At 38.2% G+C, this 26828-nt stretch carries 24 protein-coding genes; 12 read left to right on the top strand and 12 right to left on the bottom strand.

Annotation, left to right across the window (positions count from 1 at the left end):
* Positions 1–98 precede the first annotated feature (98 nt).
* Together PTRA_RS18365 and PTRA_RS18830 are read left to right on the top strand one after the other, a co-directional pair.
* Positions 99–614, top strand: a complete 516-nt coding sequence (locus PTRA_RS18365; RefSeq protein ID WP_058375068.1) for a hypothetical protein — start codon at positions 99–101, stop codon at positions 612–614.
* A 17-nt stretch (positions 615–631) separates the two neighbouring features.
* Positions 632–808, top strand: coding sequence for a DUF1289 domain-containing protein (locus PTRA_RS18830; protein ID WP_069188203.1), 177 nt, complete (start codon positions 632–634; stop codon positions 806–808).
* Between the two features lie 176 nt (positions 809–984).
* On the opposite strand, the gene PTRA_RS18360 is transcribed toward PTRA_RS18830, so the two are convergent.
* A complete protein-coding gene (locus PTRA_RS18360) occupies positions 985–1518 on the bottom strand; it encodes a gluconokinase (protein WP_208855538.1) in 534 nt (177 codons plus the stop codon).
* A gap of 154 nt (positions 1519–1672) precedes the next feature.
* Here PTRA_RS18360 and gntU point away from each other — a divergent pair, with 154 nt between their 5' ends.
* Positions 1673–3016, top strand: coding sequence for a gluconate transporter (gntU, locus tag PTRA_RS18355; RefSeq protein ID WP_058375067.1), 1344 nt, complete (start codon positions 1673–1675; stop codon positions 3014–3016).
* 174 nt (positions 3017–3190) lie between these two features.
* Here gntU and gntR read toward each other — a convergent pair whose 3' ends face one another.
* The 3 genes from gntR to PTRA_RS18340 all read right to left on the bottom strand — a co-directional run bounded on the left by gntR (position 3191) and on the right by PTRA_RS18340 (position 6113).
* Positions 3191–4201, bottom strand: a complete 1011-nt coding sequence (gene gntR / locus PTRA_RS18350; RefSeq protein WP_058375066.1) for a gluconate operon transcriptional repressor GntR — start codon at positions 4199–4201, stop codon at positions 3191–3193.
* A gap of 240 nt (positions 4202–4441) precedes the next feature.
* A complete protein-coding gene (locus PTRA_RS18345) occupies positions 4442–5713 on the bottom strand; it encodes an O-acetylhomoserine aminocarboxypropyltransferase/cysteine synthase family protein (RefSeq protein WP_058375065.1) in 1272 nt (423 codons plus the stop codon).
* 145 nt (positions 5714–5858) lie between these two features.
* Positions 5859–6113, bottom strand: a complete 255-nt coding sequence (locus PTRA_RS18340) for a hypothetical protein (protein ID WP_058375064.1) — start codon at positions 6111–6113, stop codon at positions 5859–5861.
* Between the two features lie 187 nt (positions 6114–6300).
* Between PTRA_RS18340 and PTRA_RS18335 the strand changes: the two genes are divergently transcribed.
* On the top strand, positions 6301–6633 hold the full coding sequence (locus PTRA_RS18335) for a PBPRA1643 family SWIM/SEC-C metal-binding motif protein (protein ID WP_058375063.1): 333 nt from the start codon (positions 6301–6303) through the stop codon (positions 6631–6633).
* Positions 6634–6766: 133 nt separating this feature from the next.
* Here the strand turns inward: PTRA_RS18335 and PTRA_RS18330 are convergent, their stop codons facing one another.
* The 3 genes from PTRA_RS18330 to PTRA_RS18320 form a co-directional block, all read right to left on the bottom strand.
* The gene (locus PTRA_RS18330; protein ID WP_058375062.1) at positions 6767–8938 is read right to left on the bottom strand and encodes a S46 family peptidase; all 2172 of its coding nucleotides are present in this window, start codon (positions 8936–8938) and stop codon (positions 6767–6769) included.
* 178 nt (positions 8939–9116) lie between these two features.
* A complete protein-coding gene (locus PTRA_RS18325) occupies positions 9117–11219 on the bottom strand; it encodes a sensor domain-containing protein (protein ID WP_058375061.1) in 2103 nt (700 codons plus the stop codon).
* 225 nt (positions 11220–11444) lie between these two features.
* The gene (locus PTRA_RS18320) at positions 11445–13232 is read right to left on the bottom strand and encodes a M61 family metallopeptidase (RefSeq protein WP_058375060.1); all 1788 of its coding nucleotides are present in this window, start codon (positions 13230–13232) and stop codon (positions 11445–11447) included.
* Positions 13233–13457: 225 nt separating this feature from the next.
* On the opposite strand from PTRA_RS18320, the gene PTRA_RS18315 reads away from it, so the two are divergent.
* The 8 genes from PTRA_RS18315 to ilvN all read left to right on the top strand — a co-directional run bounded on the left by PTRA_RS18315 (position 13458) and on the right by ilvN (position 23320).
* The gene (locus PTRA_RS18315; RefSeq protein ID WP_083497566.1) at positions 13458–14972 is read left to right on the top strand and encodes a GGDEF domain-containing protein; all 1515 of its coding nucleotides are present in this window, start codon (positions 13458–13460) and stop codon (positions 14970–14972) included.
* Positions 14973–15188: 216 nt separating this feature from the next.
* Positions 15189–16532 carry a nucleotide 5'-monophosphate nucleosidase PpnN gene (gene ppnN / locus PTRA_RS18310; RefSeq protein WP_058375058.1) on the top strand — a complete coding sequence of 448 codons (1344 nt, stop codon included), beginning with the start codon at positions 15189–15191 and terminating at the stop codon, positions 16530–16532.
* An 8-nt stretch (positions 16533–16540) separates the two neighbouring features.
* The gene (gene xni / locus PTRA_RS18305) at positions 16541–17314 is read left to right on the top strand and encodes a flap endonuclease Xni (protein WP_058375057.1); all 774 of its coding nucleotides are present in this window, start codon (positions 16541–16543) and stop codon (positions 17312–17314) included.
* 69 nt (positions 17315–17383) lie between these two features.
* Positions 17384–17767 (top strand): DUF3192 domain-containing protein, encoded by a 384-nt coding sequence (locus PTRA_RS18300; protein ID WP_011330091.1) that lies wholly within the window; start codon positions 17384–17386, stop codon positions 17765–17767.
* A gap of 12 nt (positions 17768–17779) precedes the next feature.
* A complete protein-coding gene (locus tag PTRA_RS18295) occupies positions 17780–19462 on the top strand; it encodes a hypothetical protein (protein WP_058375056.1) in 1683 nt (560 codons plus the stop codon).
* Between the two features lie 187 nt (positions 19463–19649).
* A complete protein-coding gene (locus tag PTRA_RS18290) occupies positions 19650–20657 on the top strand; it encodes an isocitrate dehydrogenase (RefSeq protein ID WP_011330089.1) in 1008 nt (335 codons plus the stop codon).
* 438 nt (positions 20658–21095) lie between these two features.
* On the top strand, positions 21096–22820 hold the full coding sequence (locus tag PTRA_RS18285; RefSeq protein WP_011330088.1) for an acetolactate synthase 3 large subunit: 1725 nt from the start codon (positions 21096–21098) through the stop codon (positions 22818–22820).
* Positions 22820–23320 carry an acetolactate synthase small subunit gene (gene ilvN / locus PTRA_RS18280; RefSeq protein WP_011330087.1) on the top strand — a complete coding sequence of 167 codons (501 nt, stop codon included), beginning with the start codon at positions 22820–22822 and terminating at the stop codon, positions 23318–23320. The genes PTRA_RS18285 and ilvN overlap by 1 nt, the downstream gene beginning before the upstream one ends.
* A gap of 150 nt (positions 23321–23470) precedes the next feature.
* On the opposite strand, the gene PTRA_RS18275 is transcribed toward ilvN, so the two are convergent.
* The 5 genes from PTRA_RS18275 to PTRA_RS18255 form a co-directional block, all read right to left on the bottom strand.
* The gene (locus tag PTRA_RS18275) at positions 23471–23746 is read right to left on the bottom strand and encodes an HU family DNA-binding protein (protein WP_008166804.1); all 276 of its coding nucleotides are present in this window, start codon (positions 23744–23746) and stop codon (positions 23471–23473) included.
* A gap of 209 nt (positions 23747–23955) precedes the next feature.
* Entirely contained in the window at positions 23956–24495 is a 540-nt protein-coding gene (locus PTRA_RS18270; RefSeq protein WP_058375055.1) for a DUF3833 domain-containing protein, read from the bottom strand.
* Between the two features lies 1 nt (position 24496).
* Positions 24497–24988 (bottom strand): chalcone isomerase family protein, encoded by a 492-nt coding sequence (locus tag PTRA_RS18265; protein ID WP_058375054.1) that lies wholly within the window; start codon positions 24986–24988, stop codon positions 24497–24499.
* Positions 24989–25041: 53 nt separating this feature from the next.
* A complete protein-coding gene (locus PTRA_RS18260; RefSeq protein ID WP_058375053.1) occupies positions 25042–25542 on the bottom strand; it encodes a DUF2878 domain-containing protein in 501 nt (166 codons plus the stop codon).
* A complete protein-coding gene (locus tag PTRA_RS18255) occupies positions 25520–26782 on the bottom strand; it encodes an SAM-dependent methyltransferase (protein WP_058375052.1) in 1263 nt (420 codons plus the stop codon). Before PTRA_RS18255 ends, PTRA_RS18260 begins: the two co-directional genes overlap by 23 nt.
* Between the last annotated feature and the right edge of the window lie 46 nt (positions 26783–26828).

Below are 26828 nucleotides of genomic sequence, written 5' to 3'. Positions count from 1 at the left end.
AGCTTTACTACCAACAACTTTAGAAAAGCACACTTAAATTATTTAGTGTGCTTTAACACATAGCGCACTAAATTCATTAATTAAGAGGATAATATTGAATGAAGAAGTTAGCCTCTGTCGTATTTACTGGCTTAGTAATTTCAGGTTGTTCTAGCGTTGTTACTGAGCAAACAGCCGCCATAGATAAACTTACACCATGCAATAAAATTCAAACCTTACTGGGTGCATACGATACCCGTTTTGAATCGCTAAAAACAACCAAAGTAACCACAAAATTTATGGATAGCTGGAGTACTAACTATCATTTAGTGGGTCAACAGTGCCAAATTACTGCATTTGATCATGATAATGTTATTTACCGCTGTCAAAATAGTTACAAAGAGCAAGTAGCTGCTGTAACAGATCATCAAAAAGCAGTGGCTTTTACTCGCCAATGTTTGCTTGAAAATAATTGGCATGAAAGCCAAAAAGAGTCAAAAAACTCGATTCGTACTACTTTCGTGCTTGATGAAAATACCCCTGTTATTTCAATCTACACCGGTAAAACGTTATCTAGTTTAAAATCGTGGTCTACCTCATTAGAAATTGGCAAGTCAGTGTCTACTAAACAATAATTTTTTTATAGGATTTTATGGGGTTTCAAACAAGAACGAGCAAGTCTAAATTTAAAACCGATTGTATTGGAGTTTGCCAACGACGCAGTGGGCTATGTACTGGCTGCGGACGTACCAACGATGAAATTTTTGAGTGGATTATTTTATCTGAGGATGAAAAAAAGGTGATTTTAGCAACCCCACGAGCCGATTAAGCAATGAATAGCTGGGGTTTTAATAGGCAAGCTAAACATCTGAATTATATCAATTTAACTTCAATAATAGACTAAAACTAACTGTTGTTAAATTTAGCCTGTTATTGAACGTTTGAAATAAATAGCATCTACTTTATTACTCATTATTTTTGTATTTATACCTTATGGGTTACCCGCTAGCTAATATTTATATCGGTTTGCGTAGCTTGCAAACAAGCGCTTACAACCTGCTCAAATGACTTATTAATGTCGATACTAATTACATTTAGCTCATCTGCTTGGGGGATTTCCAATGTTTCGAATTGACTTTTTAATAGCTCAGTAGGCATAAAGTGTCCTCTTCTATCTTGCATTCGCTGCTTAACTAATTCAAAGCTTCCCTGTAAATGTAAAAAAACAATATTCACATTTCCTTCGCATATTTGCTCTCGGTATTTTTTCTTTAGAGCTGAACAAACAATAACCCCTACTTCATTTTTTTGCTCAATACTAAACGCAGCATCACGAATTCTTTCTAACCACGGCACCCTATCATCATCATTAAGCGGCTGTCCTGATGACATTTTTAAAATATTTGCTTTGGGATGTAAATCATCGCCATCAATAAATTTAGCGTCCATTTTTTTCGCAAGCGCATAACCAATACTCGACTTTCCGGTGCTTGATACACCCATAATAATAAATATTCGACCCGTCTTTATGTGGCTCATTTAGCTAATCTCACTCTACTTTTTTAAAAATTCATTAGCTTTGAATGAATTTTTATATTAAGTTACTGGTAACATGTTACGCGTAACTTAATATAATATGAAATTAAACACAAGTTAACCGTCATAATTTGAGTTGGATTTAAGTAGGGAACATATGTCAGATTTATCTTTAATACTAACCGCGGTAGGCTCTATTCTACTGCTACTTTTTTTAGTCATGAAAGTAAGGCTACACGCGGTTGTCGCTTTAATTTTAGTTTCGATGATAGCCGGGCTATTCTCTGGAATGAGCCCACAAATGATCGCAGAAACTATCCAAAAAGGAATGGGCGGCACTTTAGGCTTTGTTGCTGTAGTGGTTGCATTAGGTGCTATGTTTGGCAAAGTAATGGAAGAGACTGGAGCGCTTGACCGTATTGCTCACACCTTATTACATCGTTTTGGCGAGAAAAACGCTAACTGGGCGCTCACTTTTACTGGTTTTATATGTGCTTTACCACTATTTTTTGATGTTGCTGTGGTACTTTTAATCGGTATTGCATTTGCTGTGGTACGTAAAGGCGGTGGTAGTGTGGTTAAAATAGGGATTGCACTGCTTGCTGGTATCGCTGCTTGTCAGGCATTTCTTATCCCTGCGCCAGGCCCTATTTTAGTGGCATCTCAACTTGGTGCCGATTATGGTTATATGATTTTATTTGGTTTACTTGCTGCTATTCCAGCTATGATCATTGGCGGTCCTCTTTGGGGATCGCTAATTGCTAAGTCAATTCATGTTGAACTACCTGAACACGCCCAAAACAATGATAATGCTAGAGACGGTGAGGGCGAGCCTAGTTTTGGCTTAGCTCTAGGTTTAATTGCACTGCCATTATTAATGATTGCTTTAAATACGATTGGCTCTCGTTTTGTTGAACAACAATCTAACTTACATCATTGGCTGGAGTTTATCGGTCACCCATTTACTGCAATTCTTGCAGCTTGCTTAATGGCATTTTATTTACTGGGTGTAAAACGTGGTGTGCCTCAAGACCGTATTATGGAAATTTGCAGTAGTGCCTTACAACCTGCTGGCGTTATCATTTTGGTAACAGGCGCTGGGGGAGTATTTAAACAAGTATTGGTTGATTCGGGTGTAGGTGCAGCGCTTGGTAATATGCTTGCGGGATCTGGCTTACCGATTGTTATGTTAGCTTTTATACTAGCAGCCGCAGTACGCGTAATTCAAGGCTCAGCAACTGTTGCTATGCTTACAGCATGCGGTTTAATTATACCTATGTTAGAGCCGCTTGGACTAGATGGCGCTCAGCTTGCAGCAGTTACTATCGCCATTGGTGGAGGCTCAATCGTTTTATCGCATGTAAATGACTCTGGCTTTTGGTTAGCTAATCGCTACCTTGGCCTTACTGAAATGCAAACGCTGAAAACATGGACGGTGATGGAGACCATTATTGGTACAACGGGTGCTATTGTAGCTATGATTATTTCCCTCTTTTTATAAATTATTTTTATTCATAAAACCCTGAATATGTCCGATGCTGTGCTTAAATAGCAGCATCGGTGTTTACTTCGAGTGTTATAGCTTTTACTGTTTGATGGAGGCAAGCACCATATTTCACTTACAACACAATACTCTAGGTTTAATATTTGGTTACTTTATGAGTGACATAGTTAATCAAACACTTTCGCCTAAATGAATCACATAACCGGTATCACATATTTTCTCATCGGGTGTTTCAAGATCTGCTGTTAAACTAATACGACTGAGTAATTTAGCCCCCGCAAGGTTACCAATCTGATAACGCGGCGTGATCACACTGGCTAGCTGAGGCACCATAGATTGACCAATATCATGGCCATGAAAGCCTGCAACCCCCATATGCTGAGGAACAGAAATATTATTTCTTTGACACTCAAAAATAGCACCAATAGCCAAATCATCATTAGTACAAAATATACAGTCAGTATCTGGGTATTCAGTCCGTGTTTTTTGCAATAATTTAGCGCCCAAACTAAACGACGAAGCTTCATTTGTCATCACACTTTTAGGAGTAAAACCCCTTAATAACATTGCATCACTATAGCCTTGAAACTTCAATTGTGTGCGCATATCTAACCTTGCACCAAGGTAAACAATATTCCGGTAGCCTTTATCTAAAAGCGCATTGGTCATCTCAAAAGCAGCTTTAGCATTATCAAAGCCAACCGCTTGGTGTATTGGAGTGTGATGAATATCCATTATTTCAACCACAGGAATACCCGCCATAGCAATCATTTTTCGGGTTCTGTCGGTATGCGTTGTTTCCGATAAAATTAGCCCATCAACATGATATGATAATAAATATTCAACTCTCTTTTCTTCAATTTCGGGGCTATAGCCATAATGCGCGAGCATTGTTTGATACCCTGCAGGCTCAGTAATATCTTCAATTCCGCGAATAACTTGCGAAAACACTTGATTAGTTAGCGATGGGACAAGCACACCAATAGAGTAACTTTTGGCATTAGATAATAAATCTGGGGCTTTATTAGCAATATAGCCAAGTGAATCTATAGCTGCTTTAATTTTGATTTGAGTTGTTGCTGATACTTTCTCTGGGTTACGTAAATAACGACTTACCGTCATTTTAGTGACCCCAACTGCATCTGCTATATTTTGAAGTGAAGAGCGTTTATTTTTTTTCATCGCAGGTAATTAATTTATTATGTTACACGTAACATAACAATTATAATTGCGGTTAGCCACTTTTAAGCTCTTTTGCTAGATAAATTTAACCTTATTGATAATTATTTATACTGCTCTGGCTTGCTTAGACCGTTTACTTATCAAGTTAGATACTTAATTATATGCTCTTCATTGAGTCAATAAATACAAATGCCTCAGTATATAGAGGCATTTTAAACGATGTTATTACTTATAAATAGCTTACGCTTTATCGAGCGCTTGACTTACATCTGCAATAATATCGTCGATATTTTCAATACCAATCGATAAACGCACTAAATCACGGCTCACACCTGCATTAGCGAGTTCTTCATCATTAAGCTGACGATGCGTGGTTGATGCAGGATGACACGCTAGCGACTTAGCATCACCGATGTTTACCAAACGCAGTATCATATTGAGTGCGTCGATAAAACGAGTCCCTGCTTCCAAGCCACCTACAATACCAAAACTTAATATACCCGATGCTTTACCATTAGTTGTTTTTTTACACATTGCGTTGTATGGACTTGACGCTAAGCCTGCATAGTTAACCCATGAAACTTTAGGATGCTTTTGTAAATACTCAGCCACCTTTTGTGCATTTTCGCAGTGACGTTCCATTCGCAAGCCTAAGGTTTCAAGGCCAATTAGAATGTCTGATGCATTTTTTGGTGCAAGTGCCGCACCGGTATTTCTAAGCGGAACCACTCTACAGCGACCAATAAACGCGGCTTCTGCAAAGGCTTCGGTATAAACAACATCATGATAAGACGGATCTGGCTCGTTCATCATGGCAAAGCGCGTTGCATTAGCTTTCCAATCAAACTTACCTGAGTCAACAATCATTCCGCCGATGGCTGTGCCGTGCCCGTTTATGTATTTAGTTAAAGAATGCACCACTATATCTGCCCCCAACTCGAATGGGCGGCATAAGTACGGCGTGGCTACTGTGTTATCAACAATAAGGGGCACACCTTTACTGTGTGCTATTTTGGCTAATCGGGCAATATCAACAATGTTACCTGCAGGGTTACCAATTGATTCACAAAATACTGCTCGAGTATTATCATCTATTGCGTTTTCAAAGGCCTCAAAGTCATCTGCTTTTATCATGCGTGCTTCAATACCTTGGCGTGGTAATGAATGTGCAAATAAATTGTAGGTGCCGCCATATACTTGGCTAGTACTGACAATATTGGTGCCAACTTCACATAAACATTGAATTGCGTAAGTAATTGCTGCCATGCCAGAGGCTACAGCCAGTGCGCCTATGCCCCCTTCCATAGCCGCTATACGCTGCTCTAATACTGCGTTAGTCGGGTTCATAATACGGGTGTAAATATTACCAGGTACTTTTAAATCAAATAAATCAGCGCCATGCTGGGTGTTATCAAACGTATAAGATGAAGTATTATAAATTGGCACTGCTGCAGACTTTGTAGTTGATTCTGATTCGTAACCATGATGCAGCGCTAAAGATTCTAGTTTCATTAGTATATTCCCTGTTATTAATTTACTTAGTGTTAAATTAGCACTTATATGCTACTAAGTGCACTTGAAATATACTAATGGCGATTGAAATTTTTAACCTTTAAAAAACAACCACTGTTAACTTTTAAAGCAATAACCAGTTTTGCTATAAACTAAAACCAATAATAAAGAGTATTACGCCTAAATAAATAATACATGCAGATTGCGTATTTTTTGATATCTCACCTGCAATCAGGTCGCACGTGCCTTTATATATCCCTTTGCACACCAATAATACTCCCCCCGTTAGCCTATAATTATTTAAATTTATTCTACCTTTTTCATCTGTAATAATGCGGAAATAACCAATAAGTATAATAATACTTGCCGATATTAATAATCCAATTTTTAAACTTCCCATGGGTATGCTCACTTTTAATTTAAGTGCTTTGCTTAATATTGATTGCTTGATAGGTCGTTATGCTTATTGACGCAACTTTGTTAGCTAGACTATTTAAATTGGCTAATAGTGCGTACATCTTAGTTATATTATGCCTAAGCTGTTAGGATACGCCGTCTAAATAATGTAGAACGGTTATATAAGTATAATGTCTAAATTTTTCTTTATGGGTAAGCCCGATATAATGGGTAAAAATAACAGTAACGGTTTTAGTCCTAAGCGCAATGAAAAAGTGGGCAGCGAGCTTCATCCATTATCGTTAGTGGTTAACTCACCACAGCGCAAGTTAGAAGTAGAAGCAATAGTAAAAGAACATAAGTTATTTGCTGCAGTAGAGCTTAATACTCAAAGTGATGAAGATATAAGAGAGCTTGAATTTGCGCTGGTTAAGTCTACACCGCAAGTATTCGATAAAGTCCCTGAGCGTAACTCTCCTTGTTTATGCGGTAGTGGTAAAAAGTATAAAAAGTGTTGTGCTTAAATTAGAGCTCACAATTTAATACCCTTTCTCATTCTTTAATATAAAAATGCCACCTGTTAATAACAAGTGGCATTTTATTATTTGTTATAAAGTTCAGCTAAAATAAAGGCTCGCCTTTATTTTTAAGCTTAACTTATTTTACTATTTTCATTTCATCTAATAAATTTTGGGCATTATCTACCTTGTCCATTACCCATAACATGTAACGAGAATCTACGTGAATTGAGCGGTTTAGCTCTGGGTTATAATCCCAATCGCCAATAATGCTTTCATATACGCCATCAAACAATAAACCCACCAGCTCAGCTTTACCATTGAGTGTTGGCGAGCCTGAGTTACCGCCGGTTGTATCTACATTTGATAAAAAGTTAACCGGTACTGTGTTCATGCCGCCGGTGTAATCACCGTAAAGTTTCGCTTTAATTTGCTGTTGTAGCTTTTTAGGTGCATTAAATGGCTCTACATTGGTATTTTTAGCCAGTAAACCTTCTAATGACGTAAACGGTGTTGCCACTAAACCATCTTGTGGTGAGTAGCCTCCTACCGTGCCGTAAGTTACTCGTAATGTGCTGTTTGCATCTGCATATACGGCCTTATTTTGTGCTTTATTAAAGGCAATAATAGCGCTCATTAATTGTGGGCGAGCAGCTTGTAACTTGCCTGCAAGTGCTTTTGATTTATCTTCTTCAGTTTTCATTACTGCAAATATCGCTTTAGCGTATTGCATAAATGGGTCTTGGCTTTGGTTTAACTGGCTAAACGATTGCTCAAACAATGAATTGCGCACCACTTCGTTATCAAGTGTTGATTTCGTATACATTTGCTCAAGCAGTGCACTTTGTTTGGCTTTATCAAAGCCATTTTGTAGTTTAAATACCTTATCAACCTCGCTAAAGCGCTCTTCTTTAGGAAGTGCAGCATAAAGCTCTAAAAAGTGCAGTAATATAGCTTTATCTACATTGGTATCAAAGCGACGCGTCATACGCTCAAGCCCTGCTTTAATACGCGGTAAGTCACGTTCTTGATATCCAGACTCTCGCTCTGCATTTGGCTTTTGTTGCTCATACGCTAAACGGTATAAGCTGCGAGCGGTGCTGATCATTTGTGATCTATGCACATAACCTAACATACGATCGCGCTCGCTATGCAGTTGCGATTGCGCTACTAATGCCGATAGCTCATTTAAAACATCGCCATATTGCTGCTTGCGTGTTTTATCACTATTTATCCATTGAGTTAGCTCTTGCTCAAACTGTTTTTTGCGCTCAAACATGGTGCCTTTTTTAAAGCTTTCTATCATTGAGCCATAGTTTTTAATGTAATTGTTGTAACCTGCAATGGTGCTTTCGTATGCTATACGGGCTTTACTACCGTCCTCTGAGTTTTCTTCAATAAGTGCTACGTATTTTGAATTATGTTCACGCGCTTTAGGATAGCTGTCGTTAAATACGTTATCTACTTCTGCAGCAATACGGTAACGGTTAGTACGTCCCGGATAGCCGGTTACCATTACAAAGTCGCCCTCTTGCACACCTTTAGCACTTACACTTAAGTAAGAATCGGGTTCATAAGGTACGTTATCTTCGCTGTACTGTGCTGGCTTACCATCTTTTCCTACATAAGCACGGTAAAAACCAAAGTCGCCGGTATGGCGCGGCCACATCCAGTTGTCTATATCGCCACCATATTTACCTACGCCCATCGCAGGCGCGTATGCTAAGCGGACATCTTTTATTTCTAGCGATTTAATGAGGTAATACTCTAAGCCACCATGAAACGAATACACATTACAACGATAGCTCTCATCGGCTTCACACTGAGCTACTAATGCTTTTTCGTTTTTTTCAAGGGCATCGTAGCGTGCTTTAGCACTTAACTTTTGAGTACCTTTAATTACTTTGTCGGTAACGTTAGTTACGGTTTTGGTAACATAAACACGAGAGCCAGGAGCTGCGGGTAAATCTTGCGCTGGAGTTTTAGCTAAAAAGCCATTTTCTAAAATATTATTATCGGTTGTTGAGTTGTATTGAATAGAGCCATAAGCACAGTGATGGTTTGTTACCACTAAACCTTTTGGCGATACAAATGATGCCGTACAACCACCTAGGCTAATTACCGCATTCATCGGGAATTCGGTTAATTTTGAAATAGATTTAGCATCTATTTCAAGCCCTTTGGCTTTTAATATTGATTCTAATTCTGGAAGCTGATGTGGTTGCCACATGCCTTCATCTGCAATTACAGTGCTTGAGAGTGTAATTGCTAAAGTTGATGCTATTGTAGCGACAAGAGGTGTTAAACGCATTATAGAGTCCTTTTTATTGTTTCTATAACAGGTTACTCGTGAAGTATTATGCAGGTCAATACCGTGGTAATAAATTGTTACAATGCAGCCTTTAAACCTCCATTTATAGCGTTAATAGCAAACTGAGGCAGCTATATTTTGTATTTACTTATAACTACTTTATATAATATGTGGGTATTTATAAAAACGTTGGTGGAAAATCCAATAACAACTCCTCTGGTAATGGCTTACTAAAATAGTAACCTTGTACAAAGTCGCAATTTAACTCACCAAGTAAAACAAGCTGCTCTTTCGTTTCCACTCCTTCAGCAACTACGGTTAACCCTAAGCTATGCGACATGGCTATAGTTGCTTTGACTAAATTACAGTCTTCTTTTTTGGATGTAATGCCATTAATAAATATGCGATCAATTTTTAAAACATTAAAAGGATACTGCCTTAAATAGCTTAATGATGAATACCCTGTACCAAAGTCATCCATTGATAACTTTATGCCTAATTTAGTTATTTCTTGCAAGGTGTCGTTTATATTCAATTTAGCATTCATTAACACCCCCTCGGTAATTTCTAACTCTAAATATTTAGCGTTTACATCTAGCTCGCTCAGGGTGTCTTTTATAAAACTAAGTAGCGCTGTGTCTCTAAATTGACTAGGGGATAAATTAACAGCCATAGTATATTTATGGTGTTGCCCTTTATTAAGACACTGATTTTGCCATTTTTTTAAAAGCTGTAAGGCTTGCTTAATAACAAACTTTCCAATGGGAATAATAAGTCCATTATGCTCGGCTATTGGAATAAACTCATCGGGCGGTATATTCCCCAGCACTGGGTTATACCAACGCAACAAAGCTTCGGCGCCGGTAACATGTTTATTTTTAACATCTAACTGTGGTTGATAATGTAATTCAAATTCATTACGCTGCAACGCACCTTGCATCTGCTCCTCTATCGCAAGGCGACGCTGAATTACTACGTTCATTTGTGGAGTGAAAAACGAGTAACTGTTACGTCCCAAGGCTTTTGCTTGATACATTGCCGTATCTGCATTGCGTAAAAGATCAGACGCTGTATCGCCATTTTCGGGGAACATAGCAACCCCTATACTCATAGTGAGTACAAGTTCTCTCCCTTCAATTTTAAATGGCGAGGTAAAACTTTTCAGTAGCTTTTCTGCAATATCTATTGCGTTATAATGACTATTAATACCCCGTAACAGTACAATAAACTCATCTCCTCCTAAACGTCCTATGGTGTCTTCTTTGCGGATGACTTGCTGTAATCTTGCAGCTGATTTTACCAGTAGCTTATCGCCTAGTTCATGGCCAAACGAGTCATTTACTTTTTTAAAGTTATCTAAATCAATAAAAAGCACTGCCACTTGCCCCTTGTTTCTTTGTGCTTCAAGAAGCATATGCGATAAACGGTCAAGTGCTAAAAAACGGTTAGGTAATGAGGTTAAATTATCATAATAAGCTTGTTTACGGATCAACTCTTCTGCTTTGTGCTGCTCAGTAATATCTCGAATAATAACCATAACTTGCTGATATTGAGAAACATGGTTAATTCTTGCCTCAAAGTACACAGCTCCCAGTGGCATGGTTAGTTCATATTGAAAGCTCACCATCTGTTTTTGGCTTAAGGCTTGGGAGATATATTTTCTAAACTTACTGCTAACATCGTCTGGTAATAAATCAAACATACTGCTGCCAATAAATTGCTGAGGTAAAGCATAAAGATTACTGCTACTACTACTGCTACTGGCTTGATAATCAAGAATTTTGCCATCTTCTTGCATTACAAAAAATAGATCAGGAATAGCCTCAAATATTGTTTCCAACATTTCTTCTCTAAACATAGCCTGTTCTTGTGCCTGTTTAACATCGGTTAAATCAATATCAATACAATACATTTGTTTAATGCCATATTGATTTATAAACATTACATGGCTTGAGAACACCGAAACATCATTATTATTTTTATCACGAAGAGTTAGCTCTGCTGCAGGAATTTCTATGCCATTATTAATCCAATTACCGTGGCCATCAACCACGGCCTCACGTAAACCACTTGGTATAATTAAATCTTCAAGCTTTTTACCTGTTGCTTCATCTTTGGTATAACCATAGAGCACTTCGCTGCCTTTATTCCAATAAATAACACGGCGTTGCTCATCATATCCCTGTACAGAAATAGCATTTACAGCATCAAATAATTGATGTAATGGGTCATTAACAACATATTGGTGAGCTAAAGTATGTATATTATTTTTAGATTTCATTTTGATTAATTACTAAACAATACTTAATATTAATAATAGAACGAAATAATTAAATTAACACTTAAAGGAGGGAATAAATGCTGATGAGATTAATTACTTAGCTTATCAGCTCGTATATAACTTAAAAAGCAAGCTTAACGCTTTTAGGTAATGTGGCAATATAAGAGTGTAAAAATAAAAAGGAGCCCTTGCTCCTTTTAGTTATTAATTTTTAACTCATTAATGTTAATCTTTTTTAGCGTTATTAGGATATTCAACACCTATCCATGCCTTAAACAACGCTTTTTGTTCACTCGATGCTTGCTTATTAACAATCACCTTTTTAGGTTTATCAAAATCTTCTGATAAAACTAAGCTGGTGCTAGCAAGTGCATCGCGGCGAATATAATCAATTGTAATTTTATCCCCTGCTTTATACATTTCTAGGCTGCTGGTTAAATCCTTGCCAACGTGATGCTTATTAATAGCAACAATTTTATCATCTGTTGTTAAGCCTGCCTGCCATGCACTGCCGCCGCGTTTAACATGCGAAAGCGTAAGGAGTTGGCCAGTATTTTTTGCCACAGCATCTATACTCGCTAAGGCTTTCGCTTTTTCTGGACGCTCAAATGTTAAACCTACTTTATTGAGTAACTCGTCAAAATTTAGTGCGGCTGGCGAGTCAACATTAGCTTGCCACCAAGTGTTATAATCACGCCCGGTTAGGTCTTTTAAAATATTGAGTACATCTAAAGAAGTAAAACCTGCAGGTAATTTATGTTGCTTATAAAGTGCCTTGTGTACATCGCGATAACTGATTTTACCTTGGCTTTTTTCTAGTAAATCAATATCTAAAGCAAGTGATAACAATGAGCCTTCTGAATAAATATTAGTTGAGTAATTACGCGCGTGATCCCCACCTTGATTTATCCACTTATCAAAGCTGGTTTCGCTGGCGCTTTGTACTTCGCGACCTGGTGTTTGTAAGTGACGATTAATTGTTTTACTCAGTAGATTAAAAAACTCATCAGTGCTTTGAATACCTGAACGCACTAATAAATGATCTTCAAAATAGCTGGTTGAGCCCTCTGCTATCCAGAGTAATTTAGAGTAATTCATATTGGTGTAATCGTAAGGTGTTAGGCCCGCTGGACGGTATGCTTTAACGTTCCAAGTATGAATAAACTCATGTGCCGCAGTGCTTATAAAGGCTAAGTAATCTTCGCGTTTAGCAAATCGGTCTCGCGGACGCTGAATAATAGTCGAATTTAAATGCTCAGTAGCACCACCCGCTCCCGATGTTGCATGCACCATAAATACATAACGTTCATACGGGTAGCCGTCCCAAATTACATTGCCAGTAGCCACTAATTTTTTTAGATCAGTTAGCATGAGCTCTACATCATAATTACCATCACCCCATATAACTAAATCGTATTCACGGCCATCAACTTTAAAGGTGTGTAATTGGTTAATACCTGTCTCGATTGGTGAATCTACAAGTACGTCATAATCTGCCGCCTTAAATGTATTTTTACCTTTGTTATTTTTCATTCCAGAAACAGATCGCCACTGTTTAGGCACCTCTAAATTAACCGTAACGGGCTCTTGTCGAAATGAGTCACTAAACATAAAAAAGCCTGATGCATCAATAAATGCATGGCTATCATCAATATGACGCGCACGCTTGCCAAGCTCATTTGCGTATACTTGATATTCTAAGTTCACTTTAGTTGGCTTATTTAAGTGTACACGCCAAGTGCTGTGATCAATTTTTTCCCACTTTAGGGTGTTACCCGCACTGTCTTTTGCATCAAAGTAACGCACCCCATTGGCTAAATTTAATATTTCGTAACGCCCAGTGCGCCATGCAGGTAATTTAATGTCTAAATGCGCTTGTGCCGTTTTAGGAAACTCTACCGTAACATTACCTAAGTGATGCTGTGGCTCAGAAATGTTTAATGAATAATTTACATCAGCAAACGTAGGGGCAGAACATGCGGCTAAAATAGACAGCGCTAATAGCTTTTTCATAATGGCTCATAAAGATAACTTAGTGTGTAAAGAAGACTAACAAGGCGCTATTTAAAAGTGAATTAAAAGCGATAAATAGACTTTTAGATACGTTTATTGACAATATCTTATTAAAATGCAAAGTTTTTAATGAGATAACTACACTTAATATAAATTTGTTGTAAACTTAACTGATACTAATTAACACAATGGCGGTATGTTTAGGTGCCTGATAAATCTAATTCTATGGACAAAAAACTCAAACAAGCTATTGAACAACGAATAGTAATTGAGAGCGCAAGGAAAACTCAAGTAGACACTCTGTCAAATTTTGCAGCTAAATTGTCTTTAAGCTGTAAGGGTCTTGATATTGAATTAGATAATCGTCTAGCTAAATTTAGAAGCGCCCTTAATAAAGGGGTTAGCTTTGAGCACTTATCGCCGTTAATTAATGATATTTTAGTACTTTTAAAAAGCCAAGAAGCCACTCAACTCGCCCATCAGCGAGATTTACGCACAAGTGTAAAAAATGCTGGCAAGCAATTACAAAAAACCAATGGCTTACCTGACGACACACGTAGAGCGCTGCGTAACTTGTTAGATAATGAACTTGACAACGTTCAGTCAACCCATGGTTTTATACCGCTATTAAATCAATTAATTACTATTTATAACCAAGCGTTACAGACTAAATTTAATGCAATACCCGCAGAGCAACATACCGACACTCCAGTAATTGCTAAAAAGTTATTAGAACTTGCCCACCAGCTGGTACTTGAAGATGAAGCTGCAGAGCAAATTCAATCAATAAGAACTGCCATTTTACAAAGTAATACAGTAGATGACTTACTCGCTGCCGCAATTGAAATTATTAGTATTATTGTAAAAAATATTAATAACGAGCGCCAATCAGCGCAAAGTTTTTTAGTGTCTTTAAATAAAACCTTAGAAGAGTTACACCATTCGATTTTTTCGACCAGTAAACATTCCGAATCTATGGGGATTGAGTTTGACGCATTAAATAAACGTATAAAAACTAAAATTAATAATCTTAATGAGCAAACCAAGTGTACCACCTCAATTTCATCGTTAAGAAAATTGGTTGATCATGAACTAAAGTCCCTCGGTGAAGATTTTATTGCCAAAGAAGAACTTGAACGCAAAGATCGCAAAGTACTTATAACCAGCTTTGATAAAATAAATAATCGTATTGGCAGCTTAGAAAATAAACTCACCAAATATAAAAAGCGTCTTAACGATCAACGTTTTCAAAGCCTGCTCGATAGCCTAACCAAACTGCCAAACCGGGCCGCCTTCGATGAGCGGTATAATCACGAAATGCACTTATTTAATGTGCAAGCATCCGATGTTACTCTAGCGGTAATAGACGTAGATTATTTTAAGTCAATAAACGACAGGTTTGGTCATACGGCTGGAGATATTACGCTACAAGTTATTGCTAAAGCCTTGCAAAAGTCGATAGATAAAACAGACTTTATAGCGCGTTATGGCGGCGAAGAATTTGTACTCTTAATGCCAGGCACCTCTTTAGAGCATGCCATTCCACAACTCGAAAAGCTTAAAAAGAATATAAAAAAGATCCCGTTTAAGTTTAAAGATAAGCAAATAGAAATTACAGTGTCACTTGGCGCAACTCAGTTTAAACAAGGTGACACATTATTAAAGGCATTTGATAGAGCAGACGATGCTTTATACGAAGCCAAAAACGCAGGTCGGGATCGCCTGTGTATACGTAAATAATGTTATTTAGCTCAATTTTTTTGAGTTTTATAACTAGCTAGTTTTTTACATTTTATGCCAATTGTATTAAATGAGTCGTTAATTATAGCAACCGCTCTAAAAAAGTACGCCGCCTTATATATTACTTATATAAGTTCAAGTGCCCTTAATGAGCTTAACCTGCTAGAACAATCAACACTTGCATTCAATTGGTATTAAACAGCAAGGAGAATGCCGATGTTAATACAGTTAAACCCAACTGGGGTTTTAGATTTACTGTCGCAATTAGAAGTTGATTTATTAGAGCAATCTTCCGCTAGTGAACGCTATCGATTATTTAGAAACTGCGCGCTTGCCGTCCTCAACGTAGGCAGCCATACAGATGAAAGTAGCGACATCTACGATAAATACCAAGACTTTGATATTCGTTTAGTTAGCCGTGAGCGCGGCATAAAAATAGAACTAATTAACGCACCTGATACCGCATTTGTTGATGGTGAAATTATTACCGGTATTCACGAACATATATTTTCTGTGATCCGCGATATTTTATTTATATGTCAAAAATACGAAAAAGATCTTAAAGAACAAAAAGCCATTACCCACATGGTTTTTGATATGCTCAGAAATGCCGATGCACTAAAAGTAAACAGCGAACCAAGCATGATTGTATGTTGGGGCGGGCATTCTATTAGTGAAGTTGAGTATAAATATACCAAACAAGTAGGTTATGAGCTGGGCCTGCGCGGCTTAAACATTTGTACAGGCTGTGGCCCTGGCGCTATGAAAGGCCCAATGAAAGGCGCTACTATTGGCCACGCCAAGCAGCGAATTAAAAACAATCGTTATTTAGGATTAACCGAGCCCAGCATTATTGCAGCAGAGCCGCCTAACCCAATTGTAAATGAATTAGTCATTTTACCCGACATAGAAAAACGTTTAGAAGCCTTTATACGCACTGCGCACGCTATCATTATTTTTCCTGGTGGCGCCGGTACTGCTGAAGAGTTTCTTTATTTATTAGGGATATTATTACACCCAGAGAATGACAAGCAGTGCCTACCGGTTATTTTAACAGGACCAAAACAAAGTGAAGCCTATTTTAAAGAGCTGTGCCACTTTATTGAAATGACACTAGGTGTAGAAGCGCTCAGTAAATTTGAAGTTATTATAGATAACCCACAATTAGTAGCGCAAAAATTAAAGTCGACCATGGCTAATGTTCGCGACTATCGTAAAAGCCAAGGCGATGCTTACTATTTTAACTGGACATTAAAAATAGAAAATGACTTTCAACAGCCGTTTATACCATCACATGAACAAATGGCGAACTTAGACTTGCATCTAGATCAACCAAAACAGTTATTAGCTGCAAATTTACGCCGCGCATTTTCGGGCATTGTTGCCGGTAATGTCAAAGAAGAAGGCGTAAAAGCAATTAAACAACATGGGCCCTATATTCTAAGTGGCGAGCCTAGTTTAATGAAAGCAATGGATAAGTTATTACAAGCTTATGTTGACGAGGGAAGAATGAAACTGCCCGGCAGTAAATATGTTCCCTGCTACACAATCAAGGCGTGAGTTCTGTATTGAAACCCCACTTATTACTTATTGATGCGCTTAATTTAATTAGGCGCATTTACGCGGTAGACGCGAATCAAAAGCATCACAGTGACGAGCAAATGCTAAAAGCAAGCTGCGCGCGTGTAGCGCATGCCTGCTCAAAACTTTTAAACAGCACTAAAGCAACCCATGCCATTGCCGTATTTGATGGAGATAAAAGTTGGCGCTATCATTTTTATAAAGATTACAAACACTCCCGTGCCCCTATGCCGCAAATACTAAAAGATGCGTTAGCGCAATTTAAAGCCGCCATTGAAGAAACCGGTATTGTAGTGTTTGAACCAATAAACGATGAAGCTGATGATATTATTGCAACCCTGGCAAATAAGGCAGCACATAACAATATCAGCAGTGTGGTTGTCTCAACTGATAAAGGCTTTTTACCTTTTTTAAATGAGCATATAACTGTATATGATTATTTTAAAAAGTATTACTTAGACCAAGATAGTATTAAGCAACGCTTTGGCGTTGAGCAAAAAAAACTAGTTGAGTTTTGGGCACTTGCTGGCGATAAAACCAATGATATTCCGGGCGTGAAAGGCATAGGCACTAAATCGGCGCAACTACTGGTTAATAACTATAGCTCTGTCGAGGTTGCACTCAAAGACGATGCCCTTAGTGACAGTTTACGTAAAAAACTAACTGAAAATATGGATATGTATGTTATTTCAAAACAACTGGTTAGTTTACGCACCGATATAAACTTAGGCTTTAGTTTAAAGCAGTTAAGGCTTAATTAGTCGCAAGTTAATAGCACTGCCGTACGACAATACGTATACTATTAGCAGTGATGGTTAGTAGAGTAAGTAATGTTCAAAAAGTTTTTTAGATATTTAATTTTAGGTTTAGGGCTTTATGCGCTAATAGCCACGTTAGTGATCGTTTTTTATAAAGATGATCCACAAGCTATGATTTGGCAAGACAGAGAAGCCTATAATAAACGCTATATCGAAAAGCTAAAAATAGAAGACACTGCAACCCTCAATAGTGTACTCGAATATTTAGGTAGCCCAGATCTTACCTTTGCTAAGCGTGATGAGGACCAAGTATGGCAAATTGTTTTTTATCGTACTCAGCATAAAACATCTGACGGTATTACTACTATAGATGAATGTACCGGCTTATTATTTAAAAACGGGCAGCTCATTTTATGGGGTCCCAGTGCTTACGATCAATATCTAAAACCAGGTTAGGGAAACGGCATAATGGATGAGCCTGTATCAATAAAGCTAAAAAGGTTGCTCGAGCATACGCAGTTATTTTTAGCTTCGTACAATAATAAAAACCAATGGCCTACCTTTTATCCGCTAGTGTGCAAACTTGCAGAGCAATACCGGACCCTTTATAAGCAAAACCCATGTGCTCTACAAGCACAACTCATGCTTTATAAAACCCAGTACGACTTTGCTACTAACCTTATAGTTAGCCAATGTATTTTAACAACAGCACTGTGTGTAAGCCAAGATTACGATGACGAACTAAGTGAGTTGTATATTAGTGCGTCATTAATTGAGCATTTGTGCGTAGGCGCTCAACTTAATAAATTATCCAAACAAATAGCGTTTACCAGTACCGAAAGCCAAATATGGCAATTACGCCACAAACTCGCAGCGCGCGTATTACTAACCGCAAAACAACCTGCCTATAGTATTACTCAAGTATTAGCTAAATTAAGTAAATATAAACACGCCTTAGTAAGCACCCCTAAAATAATGTTATACGATGGCGGCACAATAATTGTGGCGTTAGCTAATATTTTGGCGGTTAACCTCACGTGTAATGCGGCAAATCAGCAAATAAATTTTTATAGAGCAATAGGCGACTTATATTTGCGAACCCCCAATTTATTTGCTCAGCGACTCTTAAAATCATTAATTGCGCATATTGGCCCTTTGCTCCCCGGGAGCCGAATTTTATATGCCGAACAAGCAATGATTTATTTAGCAACCGATGTTCAGCAACGCCACATACTGATTAAATGCTTAAAGAACAAAATAGTCTGGTACCGTGTAAAAGCAACACTTACCGACAACGCTGTACAATGGCAATGCACTGATAAACGCATACTTTATAAAGTGTGGGATACTGAATATGTAAATATAAAAGCCGTAATCCCCAGCACCCAAAACACATTATATGATCTCATTGGGCTTATTAAACTGCAGCAAGAGTATAGTTTTAATAATATAAATACTTTATTAGCCCCACACCCTAATGTTATTAAGCGTTTATGCCAAGCAGTTAAACCATACAACAAAGAGCATCAAGCCGCTAAAAATTTAAAGCATAGTTTGTCTATGGTTGGCTACAATCATGCCCCAGCTATTATACAGCGCGTGGTATTTGAGCAATTGGTTTTTGCTATTCCCCATCCTTTACATGCTTTTTTAGTTAATCGACTCAAGTGTATGGTCGATATAATGAAACTATTAGTCTATAATAATAAGCAATATCAGTTTGAGCACATTTGTTTGCCTTTATATGCTTACACACATTACTTATTAATACATTGCAGTACGCAACTTTCAAGAAAAACGCCCATAGCGCACACACCCAATAAATCATCCGATACACCTATATGCGCATTTTTTGGTATAGAGGACATGAGTAGTAAGCATTTAAATCAGCAGTTATCAGCGCTTTTAAGTGATAACCCATGGACCTTTGCATTATTAGATGCCGAACAAGTAGCTAAAAACGAACTCACTGAGCAAAGTAAGTTATGGGTAGCATTTAAAGTCGTGGCGCAGAGTGTGTTTAAGCCAAAAACAGCATTAACACCTTGGCAACAGCAAACACTTAAGCAGCAATTAATAACCCAGGGCTGGGACAATCAAGCCGATTTTTATGACAAACTTCAAACATTAGCTTTGTTTGATAGTATTTAAGCTGCTTATTTTAACTATAAGCAGCGCTTATACCCAGTATTAATAGTATAAACTGGCAAAATGACTTAATAATTGGTATAAATGCGCCCTTAAATTCTCAAGCTCGTTCACATAAATTTTCTAACAAGCAGTTGCTCCCTCGGAGCCACAATTTATGTGCAAATCAAACTCTTTAAAGGATAAGTTAATGGCCAAACAAACCATAACAGTGATCAAAGGCGACGGCATCGGCCCGAGCATTATCGACTCAGCACTTGAAATACTAAAAGCCGCAGGATGCGATTTTGATTATGAATTTGTTGATGCTGGCCTAGCTGCACTTGAAAAAACAGGTGAGTTACTTCCGCAAGACACAATCGATACTATCGCTAAAAACAAAATCACCTTAAAAGGTCCTTTAACAACGCCAGTTGGTGAAGGCTTTACCTCTATAAACGTAACACTACGTAAGCAATTTGGTTTGTACGCAAACGTACGTCCTGTTAAATCGTTTGTAGGCACAAAAGCGCGTTATGATGATATTGATATCATTACTATTCGTGAAAACACCCAAGGTATGTACTCTGGCGCTGGTCAAATTGTAAGTGAAGATGGTAACGAAGCAGAAGCAAAATCTGTTATTACTCGCGAAGGCGCAGAAAAAATCGTAACGTTTGCTTACGAGCTAGCAGTACGTGAAGGCCGTAAAAAAGTAACAGCGGTACATAAAGCAAATATTTTAAAATCTACATCAGGCCTATTTTTAAAAGTAGCGCGTGAAGTTGCAGAACGTTTCCCAGAAATTGAATCAACCGAAATGATTGTTGATGCAACCTGTATGAAACTAGTAATGACGCCAGAAGAGTTTGACGTAATAGTAACCACAAACTTATTTGGTGATATTTTATCAGACCTATGTGCTGGTTTAGTTGGCGGCTTAGGCATGGCACCAGGTGCTAACATTGGCGAAGATACTGCAATTTTCGAAGCAGTACACGGCAGTGCGCCTGATATTGCAGGTAAAAACCTAGCTAACCCTACTTCAGTAATTTTAGCGTCTATTCAAATGCTTGAGCATTTAAATATGGGCGACACCGCAGAGCGCATTAGAAGTGCAGTTGCTGATGTGATTAAGTCAGGCGATCGTACTACTCGCGATTTAGGCGGCAGCCACGGTACAACAGACTTTACTCAAGCTGTTATCGACCGTTTGTAATATAAAGTATAAAGTACATACATAAGTACTTGTAAGCGTACTGATATAAAAAGCCAGCAATTGCTGGCTTTTTAATACACCAACTTATAAAACTGCATAAAACCTCCTTATACCCACTTGCAAACTTCAAAAAACAACTAATCCCAGCACAAAAACAGCATAGTGAGAAAAAACAATGCAAAAAAGCCATTTCACGGTTGACATACTCTCTCAAAACCCTTAAAAATAACCACATACACAATTTTAGTTTAAAGCAGTATTAACGCTTTGTAATAGAGTAATTAATTATGAATACTACAATTCGCCTATTAGTCGTACTCGTACTGGTCTTAGTTATAAGCCCAGCGGGGATGTATTGAAAGGTGATACTGCTTTTTAAAAACCCCCGCCCCATGCGGGGGTTTTTTTATGCATAAAAATAACGGCAGAGGAATGAGGATGAGCAAACAACAATATAATGGTTCTGAACTAGTTGTTCAGGCATTAAAAGAATTAAAGGTTAAATACATATTTGGCTACCCCGGGGGCTCAGTATTAGATTTATACGATGCGCTTTTTCAGCAAGACGACATTGAGCATATTTTAGTTCGTCATGAGCAAGCCGCGACACATATGGCCGATGGCTATGCGCGTGCTACTGGCGACGTAGGCGTGGTACTGGCAACATCAGGTCCAGGTGCTACAAACTGTATCACCGGCATTGCTACTGCCTATATGGACTCCATTCCTATGGTCGTGCTATCGGGGCAAGTACCTACCAATTTAATTGGCGATGATGCTTTTCAAGAAACCGATATCGTTGGCTGTTCGCGCCCTATAGTAAAGCACAGCTTTAACTGCAGAAGCGCAAAAGATATCCCAACTATTTTAGCTAAAGCTTTTTATATTGCCAGCACAGGCCGCCCAGGCCCCGTGGTAGTAGAGCTGCCAAAAGACATGCTAAACCCTGAGATAAAGTTTGATTATGAATTTCCTAAATCTACCGATTTAAGAACTTATAACCCAAACACTAAAGGCCACTCAAAACAAATACGCAAAGCCGTTACCGCCATCCTAGAAGCAAAAAAACTGGTAGTGTACTCTGGCGGCGGAATTGTAATTTCAAACACTTCTGAGCAATTAACTCACTTGGTAGAGTCACTAAATGCACCAATTACCAATACCCTTATGGGGCTAGGTGGCATTTCAGGTGTGCATCCAAACTTTGTCGGCATGTTAGGTATGCACGGCACCCTTGAAGCCAACAAAGCCATGGCTAATGCCGATGTAATTTTAGCATTAGGAGCACGTTTTGATGATCGGGTTACCAATAACGTACAAAAATTTTGCCCCAACGCCACCATAGTGCATGTAGATGTTGATCCTACGTCTATTTCTAAAACAATTAAAGCCCATATTCCAGTGGTTGGCTGCCTTGCAACCGTACTAGAGCAACTACAAGCTGGTATTGATAAAAGCCCTATTCAAATTGATCGCAGCGCCCAAGAAGACTGGTGGCGTCAAATTATCAGCTGGCGCGAACAAAAGTGCTTAAGCTATAACACCGATGGTGATGCAATTAAACCGCAAGCCGTTATTGAAGCAGTTTATAAAGCAACCAATGGCGACGCTTATGTAAGCTCTGATGTTGGCCAACATCAAATGTTTGCAGCCCAGTATTACCCGTTTAAACATCCGCGTCAGTGGATCAACTCAGGCGGCCTTGGCACTATGGGCTTTGGCCTACCTGCAGCCATGGGTGTAAAACTTGCTTTTCCGGATAAAGAATCGGTATGTATTACTGGCGACGGTTCTATTCAAATGAATATTCAAGAGCTAGCTACGTGTTTGCAATATAACTTAGCGGTAAAAGTCGTGTCGTTAAATAATCGCTCTTTAGGCATGGTGCGCCAATGGCAAGACATGGTATATGGCGGGCGTCATTCATCATCTTACATGGAGTCGCTGCCTGATTTTGTTAAATTAGTAGAAAGCTACGGTCATGTAGGTATCAAAGTAAACACCCTAGACGAGTTACAACCAGCTATCGATAAAGCCATGTCGATTAACGATCGTTTAGTGTTTTTAGACATTCTTGTAGACGAAAAAGAACATGTATACCCAATGCAAATTAAGTTTGGTGGCATTGATGAGATGTGGCTACGTAAAGGAGTAAAAGCATAATGCGTCGTATTTTATCTATATTATTAGAAAACGAACCAGGAGCACTGTCGCGTATTGTAGGGTTATTTTCGCAGCGTGCTTATAACATCGACAGCCTAACAGTTGGCACAACGGATGATCAGTCTTTATCGCGCATTACTATTACCACTATGGGTGATGACCGCGTAGTAGAGCAAATAACCAAACAGGTAAACAAGCTTGTTGATGTACTAAAAATTATTGATTTAACCGAAATGAGCCACATTGAGCGTGAACTATTATTGGTTAAAGTATTTGCCCAAGACGAAACAACACGCGCAGCAGTTACCCGCGTAGCAGATGTATTTCAAGGGACTATTTTAGATATGGGCCGATTAAGCTATAGCCTACAGTTAGTGAGTAGCACAGATAAAATTGAATCATTTTTAGATACGCTACGCCACGAAACCGACATTATTGAAGTAGTACGTTCTGGTGCAGTTGGCATTGGCCGTGGCGATAAAGCCCTAAAAGCCAAATAAATAACTAAAAGTTAATCCACTTTATTAAGGTGGATTAACTTTATTACAATTATTAAATGTGATTGTAATATTAACAAGGCTGACAAATATTTTAGGCATAAAAAAAAGGGCTAAAAGGCCCTCTTTTCATTTAATTAGATAAACCTACAATTAAAGGTTTACTTGGTCTTTAAGACCTTTACCTGCTTTAAAGCTTGGGATAGTTGCCGCTGCGATTTGGATCTCAGCACCCGTTTGTGGGTTACGGCCAGTACGTGCTGCACGTTCTTTAACTGAAAAAGTACCAAAACCAACTAACGCTACTGAATCACCTTCTTTTAAAGAAGAAGTTACAGCGCCAGTAAACGCGTCAAGAGCGCGTGTAGCAGCGGCTTTAGAGATTTCTGCATCAGTAGCAATTTTTTCAACTAATTGAGCTTTATTCATTATTTGATTCCTATTCGTTATTATTTTGCCTTCGCAAAACCTATCTTTATGCATTTTTGAAGAGTTAGCAACAGCAAATTGCATTTTTTGCTTAAAATCTTATAAAATGCGTAAAATTAAAATAATTATCGGTAAAATACAGCGTGTTGAGTTAACAAAGACTTAATTTAAGTGCAATTTTAACGCAATTTAAGCCACAGAGTCATAAGCTATATTTTTTCGATAACCAAAGTAACTTCCCCAACTTCGATACCAAACTTAACAATAGACGTACGGTTTATCAAGCGCGTTTGTGTTACCAAGTACATCCAATCATCAAAGTTTACCGTTAAAGTGCTGCCGTCGTAAGGTAGTTCAACATCGTAATTCCAATGAAATACACTGCCTTCACTTTTCCCATTTGCTGTGCCTAAAACATCATCTGCAGTGCCGGTTAAACTCTTGTCATTATTGAGTGTTACTTTCCAAATACGTTTTTGAGTTTCACCATCATCATAAATAAAATCTTCTTCTATAACGCCCTGGTTGCCCTCCCAGCTTGCGTGCATGTCAACCACGAGCTTTCGGGTTAATTCACCTTTATAATCTTGCACAACGCCATAGGCTTTTAAATTTCCGCTAAAAAACGTTTTAAAGTCAAATTCTGGAGAGGTGTTATTGTAATGCTCGACATTGGGGGCAGAACAACTTACCAACAACAGCGCGCATAGAGCAGCAACAGTCACTTTTGCATAATTTAAAATCATCATGTTAATTCCCTAATAATTGTTTTCTAAGTGCGGGCTCAGAGGTATTTTCGCTTAGCCAAATCGCTAAAAAGTCAGCGGCAAAGCCAGGCTCATTAATTTCACCAATTTTTTTATCATTATGATAAAAAACACTTAGCCCTTGCTTATCTGTTACGAGTGTTAACGATTCGCCTTTTTTTATATCTGGCCACATCGCTAATAATTTATCGCTATATTGCGTCGTTAGCTGTTTTTTACCTAAGTGTTGCCATTGCTCGTTGGTCGCTTTTACTATGTCTTTAGCTGCAAAATCACGCAAATAAGTCAGCTTAAATTTAATCGGGTTATCGCCTAACTTATACTCCCCCGTTGTAGTAAATAATGTGGCGTCGTATACGTCCCAAAATAAATACTCCATCCGCGCATCCCCTACTTTCGTTAAGCTAATGTTTGCCGCAGCAATACAACTCGTTGTGAGTAAACAAATGCACAGTATTTTAAATATAGCGTTCATGGTAAATCCCTTAAGATAAGTAATTAAACATACGGGAGTAGCAAAGGCGAGGATCAGCGAGTAACTAATAATTTAAGTTTTAAATTAGCTAAAATAATTAAAGTAAATACAGCAGCCCAAAGAGCGCCATATACCAACCAAAAAGCCAATAGCGGCAGGCCTAAATTTAGCACTTCAAAGCGTGCGCCGGCCCAGTAACTTGCAGGCGCAAACACAAGGCAAACAATAAATACCTGCCAAAGTTTTAGTGAGGTTAAAAAACGCATTGAGGTATTTATACTAAGCAGTAATGCGAGCCACAACAAAGCAAGCCAAGCAGGAAATGGGAATACTTTAAACTCTAATAAACCACTTTTAACGGCAATAAACTCGCTCAACAAAGCCAAGGGTAAAGTCACTAAAACCAGCAATGCGTCGTGCTTTTTTTGTTTTGATAAATAAAACATCAACACAATAATAGCGCTACTAAACACAACAGAGCTTGATTCAAGCAGTAAGGATAAAAACCACACTGCTTGAAACAACACAAAATTAATAACCGAGTGCAATTTCATCATCAACACTGGTAAAACGCGGTTTACGCGCCATTAAATGCACGGTACTAGTTGCACGCGCTCTAAATGCACCTTCGCAGTAAGCAAAGTAAAATAACCACAAGCGATAAAAACGTTCGTCAAATTTAGAGCTATCTAAGTCTGGCCAGCTTTGTATAAAGCGCGTACGCCAATCGGCAAGTGTACGTGCATAATGGGCACCAATATCGTTTACGGTGTGAATAACCATATCGGTATTGTTTTTAATTTGTTCACTCATTTCATTTAACGATGGCAAACAGCCACCAGGAAAAATATATTGCTGAATAAAATCTGAGTTTTTCAAATAATGTTTATAACGCTGATCGCCAATAGTAATCGCCTGAATAAGCATAGCGCCATCATCTTTTAATAACGCACTACATTGAGTAAAAAAGCTTGGTAGGTAATCGTGCCCTACCGCTTCAATCATCTCAATTGAAACCAGTTTATCGTATTGCCCTTTAAGTGAGCGGTAGTCTAATTTAAGCAAAGTTATTTTATGCTCAAGCCCAAGTTGCTTCACTTTTTGTGCAACATAGTCGTGCTGCTCATCAGATATAGTGGTGGTAGTAACATAGCAGTCGTAATGAGTAGCTGCATAAATTGCAAATGCCCCCCATCCGGTGCCTATTTCTATTACCGAGTCGCCTTTTTGTAGTTCAACTTGTTCACAAATTCGTTGTAACTTATATTGTTGAGCTTGCTCTAAAGTTGCTTCTTTTTCGGGATACACTGCACACGAATACAGCATTTCTTTGCTTAAAAACGATTCGTATAAATCATTTCCCAAATCATAATGAGCAATAATATTTTTTTTCGAACCCGATTCTGAATTTTTGTTTTTTAAGTGATTTAAACGGTTGGCTATATTGCTAAAAAAAGAAAACTTTTTTTCAAAAGCATCTAATTGATTTTGATTAATTGCAAATATTTCGATCAGCTGAGTTAGGTTATCGCAAGACCATTGCCCTAAAATATAAGACTCGCCTGCGCCCACACTGCCCGACAAACAAAATGCTTTGTACATTGCTTTATTATTAACGGTAATCGTTACTTTTGTAGCTGACGATAAATCGCCAAAAGTGCTACGCTCGTTATTATCAACTAACGTTATTTTCCCTGTTTCAATCGATGAAAAGGCTTTAAATACTATTTTTTTATATAAATTAGTAAGCCAGCTTCGATTATTTTGACAACGTAAATGCGTCGCTTTTTCCATAAAATCACCTATATTATTACTCTACTACCTAAACAACATAACAACT

Source organism: Pseudoalteromonas translucida KMM 520, assembly GCF_001465295.1.
In the GTDB taxonomy this organism is placed as follows: domain Bacteria; phylum Pseudomonadota; class Gammaproteobacteria; order Enterobacterales; family Alteromonadaceae; genus Pseudoalteromonas; species Pseudoalteromonas translucida.
The sequence above is the reverse complement of the archived record's forward strand: the minus strand, read 5'-3'. Positions and strand labels throughout refer to the sequence as shown.

What these genes read in the sequence shown, in the direction of transcription:
- PTRA_RS18365 (WP_058375068.1), top strand. Translation starts at nt 99, where the DNA reads ATGAAGAAGTTAGCCTCTGTCGTATTTACTGGCTTAGTAATTTCAGGT.
- PTRA_RS18830 (WP_069188203.1), top strand. Translation starts at nt 632, where the DNA reads ATGGGGTTTCAAACAAGAACGAGCAAGTCTAAATTTAAAACCGATTGT.
- PTRA_RS18360 (WP_208855538.1), bottom strand. Translation starts at nt 1,518, where the DNA reads ATGAGCCACATAAAGACGGGTCGAATATTTATTATTATGGGTGTATCA.
- gntU (WP_058375067.1), top strand. Translation starts at nt 1,673, where the DNA reads ATGTCAGATTTATCTTTAATACTAACCGCGGTAGGCTCTATTCTACTG.
- gntR (WP_058375066.1), bottom strand. Translation starts at nt 4,201, where the DNA reads ATGAAAAAAAATAAACGCTCTTCACTTCAAAATATAGCAGATGCAGTT.
- PTRA_RS18345 (WP_058375065.1), bottom strand. Translation starts at nt 5,713, where the DNA reads ATGAAACTAGAATCTTTAGCGCTGCATCATGGTTACGAATCAGAATCA.
- PTRA_RS18340 (WP_058375064.1), bottom strand. Translation starts at nt 6,113, where the DNA reads ATGGGAAGTTTAAAAATTGGATTATTAATATCGGCAAGTATTATTATA.
- PTRA_RS18335 (WP_058375063.1), top strand. Translation starts at nt 6,301, where the DNA reads ATGTCTAAATTTTTCTTTATGGGTAAGCCCGATATAATGGGTAAAAAT.
- PTRA_RS18330 (WP_058375062.1), bottom strand. Translation starts at nt 8,938, where the DNA reads ATGCGTTTAACACCTCTTGTCGCTACAATAGCATCAACTTTAGCAATT.
- PTRA_RS18325 (WP_058375061.1), bottom strand. Translation starts at nt 11,219, where the DNA reads ATGAAATCTAAAAATAATATACATACTTTAGCTCACCAATATGTTGTT.
- PTRA_RS18320 (WP_058375060.1), bottom strand. Translation starts at nt 13,232, where the DNA reads ATGAAAAAGCTATTAGCGCTGTCTATTTTAGCCGCATGTTCTGCCCCT.
- PTRA_RS18315 (WP_083497566.1), top strand. Translation starts at nt 13,458, where the DNA reads ATGGACAAAAAACTCAAACAAGCTATTGAACAACGAATAGTAATTGAG.
- ppnN (WP_058375058.1), top strand. Translation starts at nt 15,189, where the DNA reads ATGTTAATACAGTTAAACCCAACTGGGGTTTTAGATTTACTGTCGCAA.
- PTRA_RS18300 (WP_011330091.1), top strand. Translation starts at nt 17,384, where the DNA reads ATGTTCAAAAAGTTTTTTAGATATTTAATTTTAGGTTTAGGGCTTTAT.
- PTRA_RS18295 (WP_058375056.1), top strand. Translation starts at nt 17,780, where the DNA reads ATGGATGAGCCTGTATCAATAAAGCTAAAAAGGTTGCTCGAGCATACG.
- PTRA_RS18290 (WP_011330089.1), top strand. Translation starts at nt 19,650, where the DNA reads ATGGCCAAACAAACCATAACAGTGATCAAAGGCGACGGCATCGGCCCG.
- PTRA_RS18285 (WP_011330088.1), top strand. Translation starts at nt 21,096, where the DNA reads ATGAGCAAACAACAATATAATGGTTCTGAACTAGTTGTTCAGGCATTA.
- ilvN (WP_011330087.1), top strand. Translation starts at nt 22,820, where the DNA reads ATGCGTCGTATTTTATCTATATTATTAGAAAACGAACCAGGAGCACTG.
- PTRA_RS18275 (WP_008166804.1), bottom strand. Translation starts at nt 23,746, where the DNA reads ATGAATAAAGCTCAATTAGTTGAAAAAATTGCTACTGATGCAGAAATC.
- PTRA_RS18270 (WP_058375055.1), bottom strand. Translation starts at nt 24,495, where the DNA reads ATGATGATTTTAAATTATGCAAAAGTGACTGTTGCTGCTCTATGCGCG.
- PTRA_RS18265 (WP_058375054.1), bottom strand. Translation starts at nt 24,988, where the DNA reads ATGAACGCTATATTTAAAATACTGTGCATTTGTTTACTCACAACGAGT.
- PTRA_RS18260 (WP_058375053.1), bottom strand. Translation starts at nt 25,542, where the DNA reads ATGAAATTGCACTCGGTTATTAATTTTGTGTTGTTTCAAGCAGTGTGG.
- PTRA_RS18255 (WP_058375052.1), bottom strand. Translation starts at nt 26,782, where the DNA reads ATGGAAAAAGCGACGCATTTACGTTGTCAAAATAATCGAAGCTGGCTT.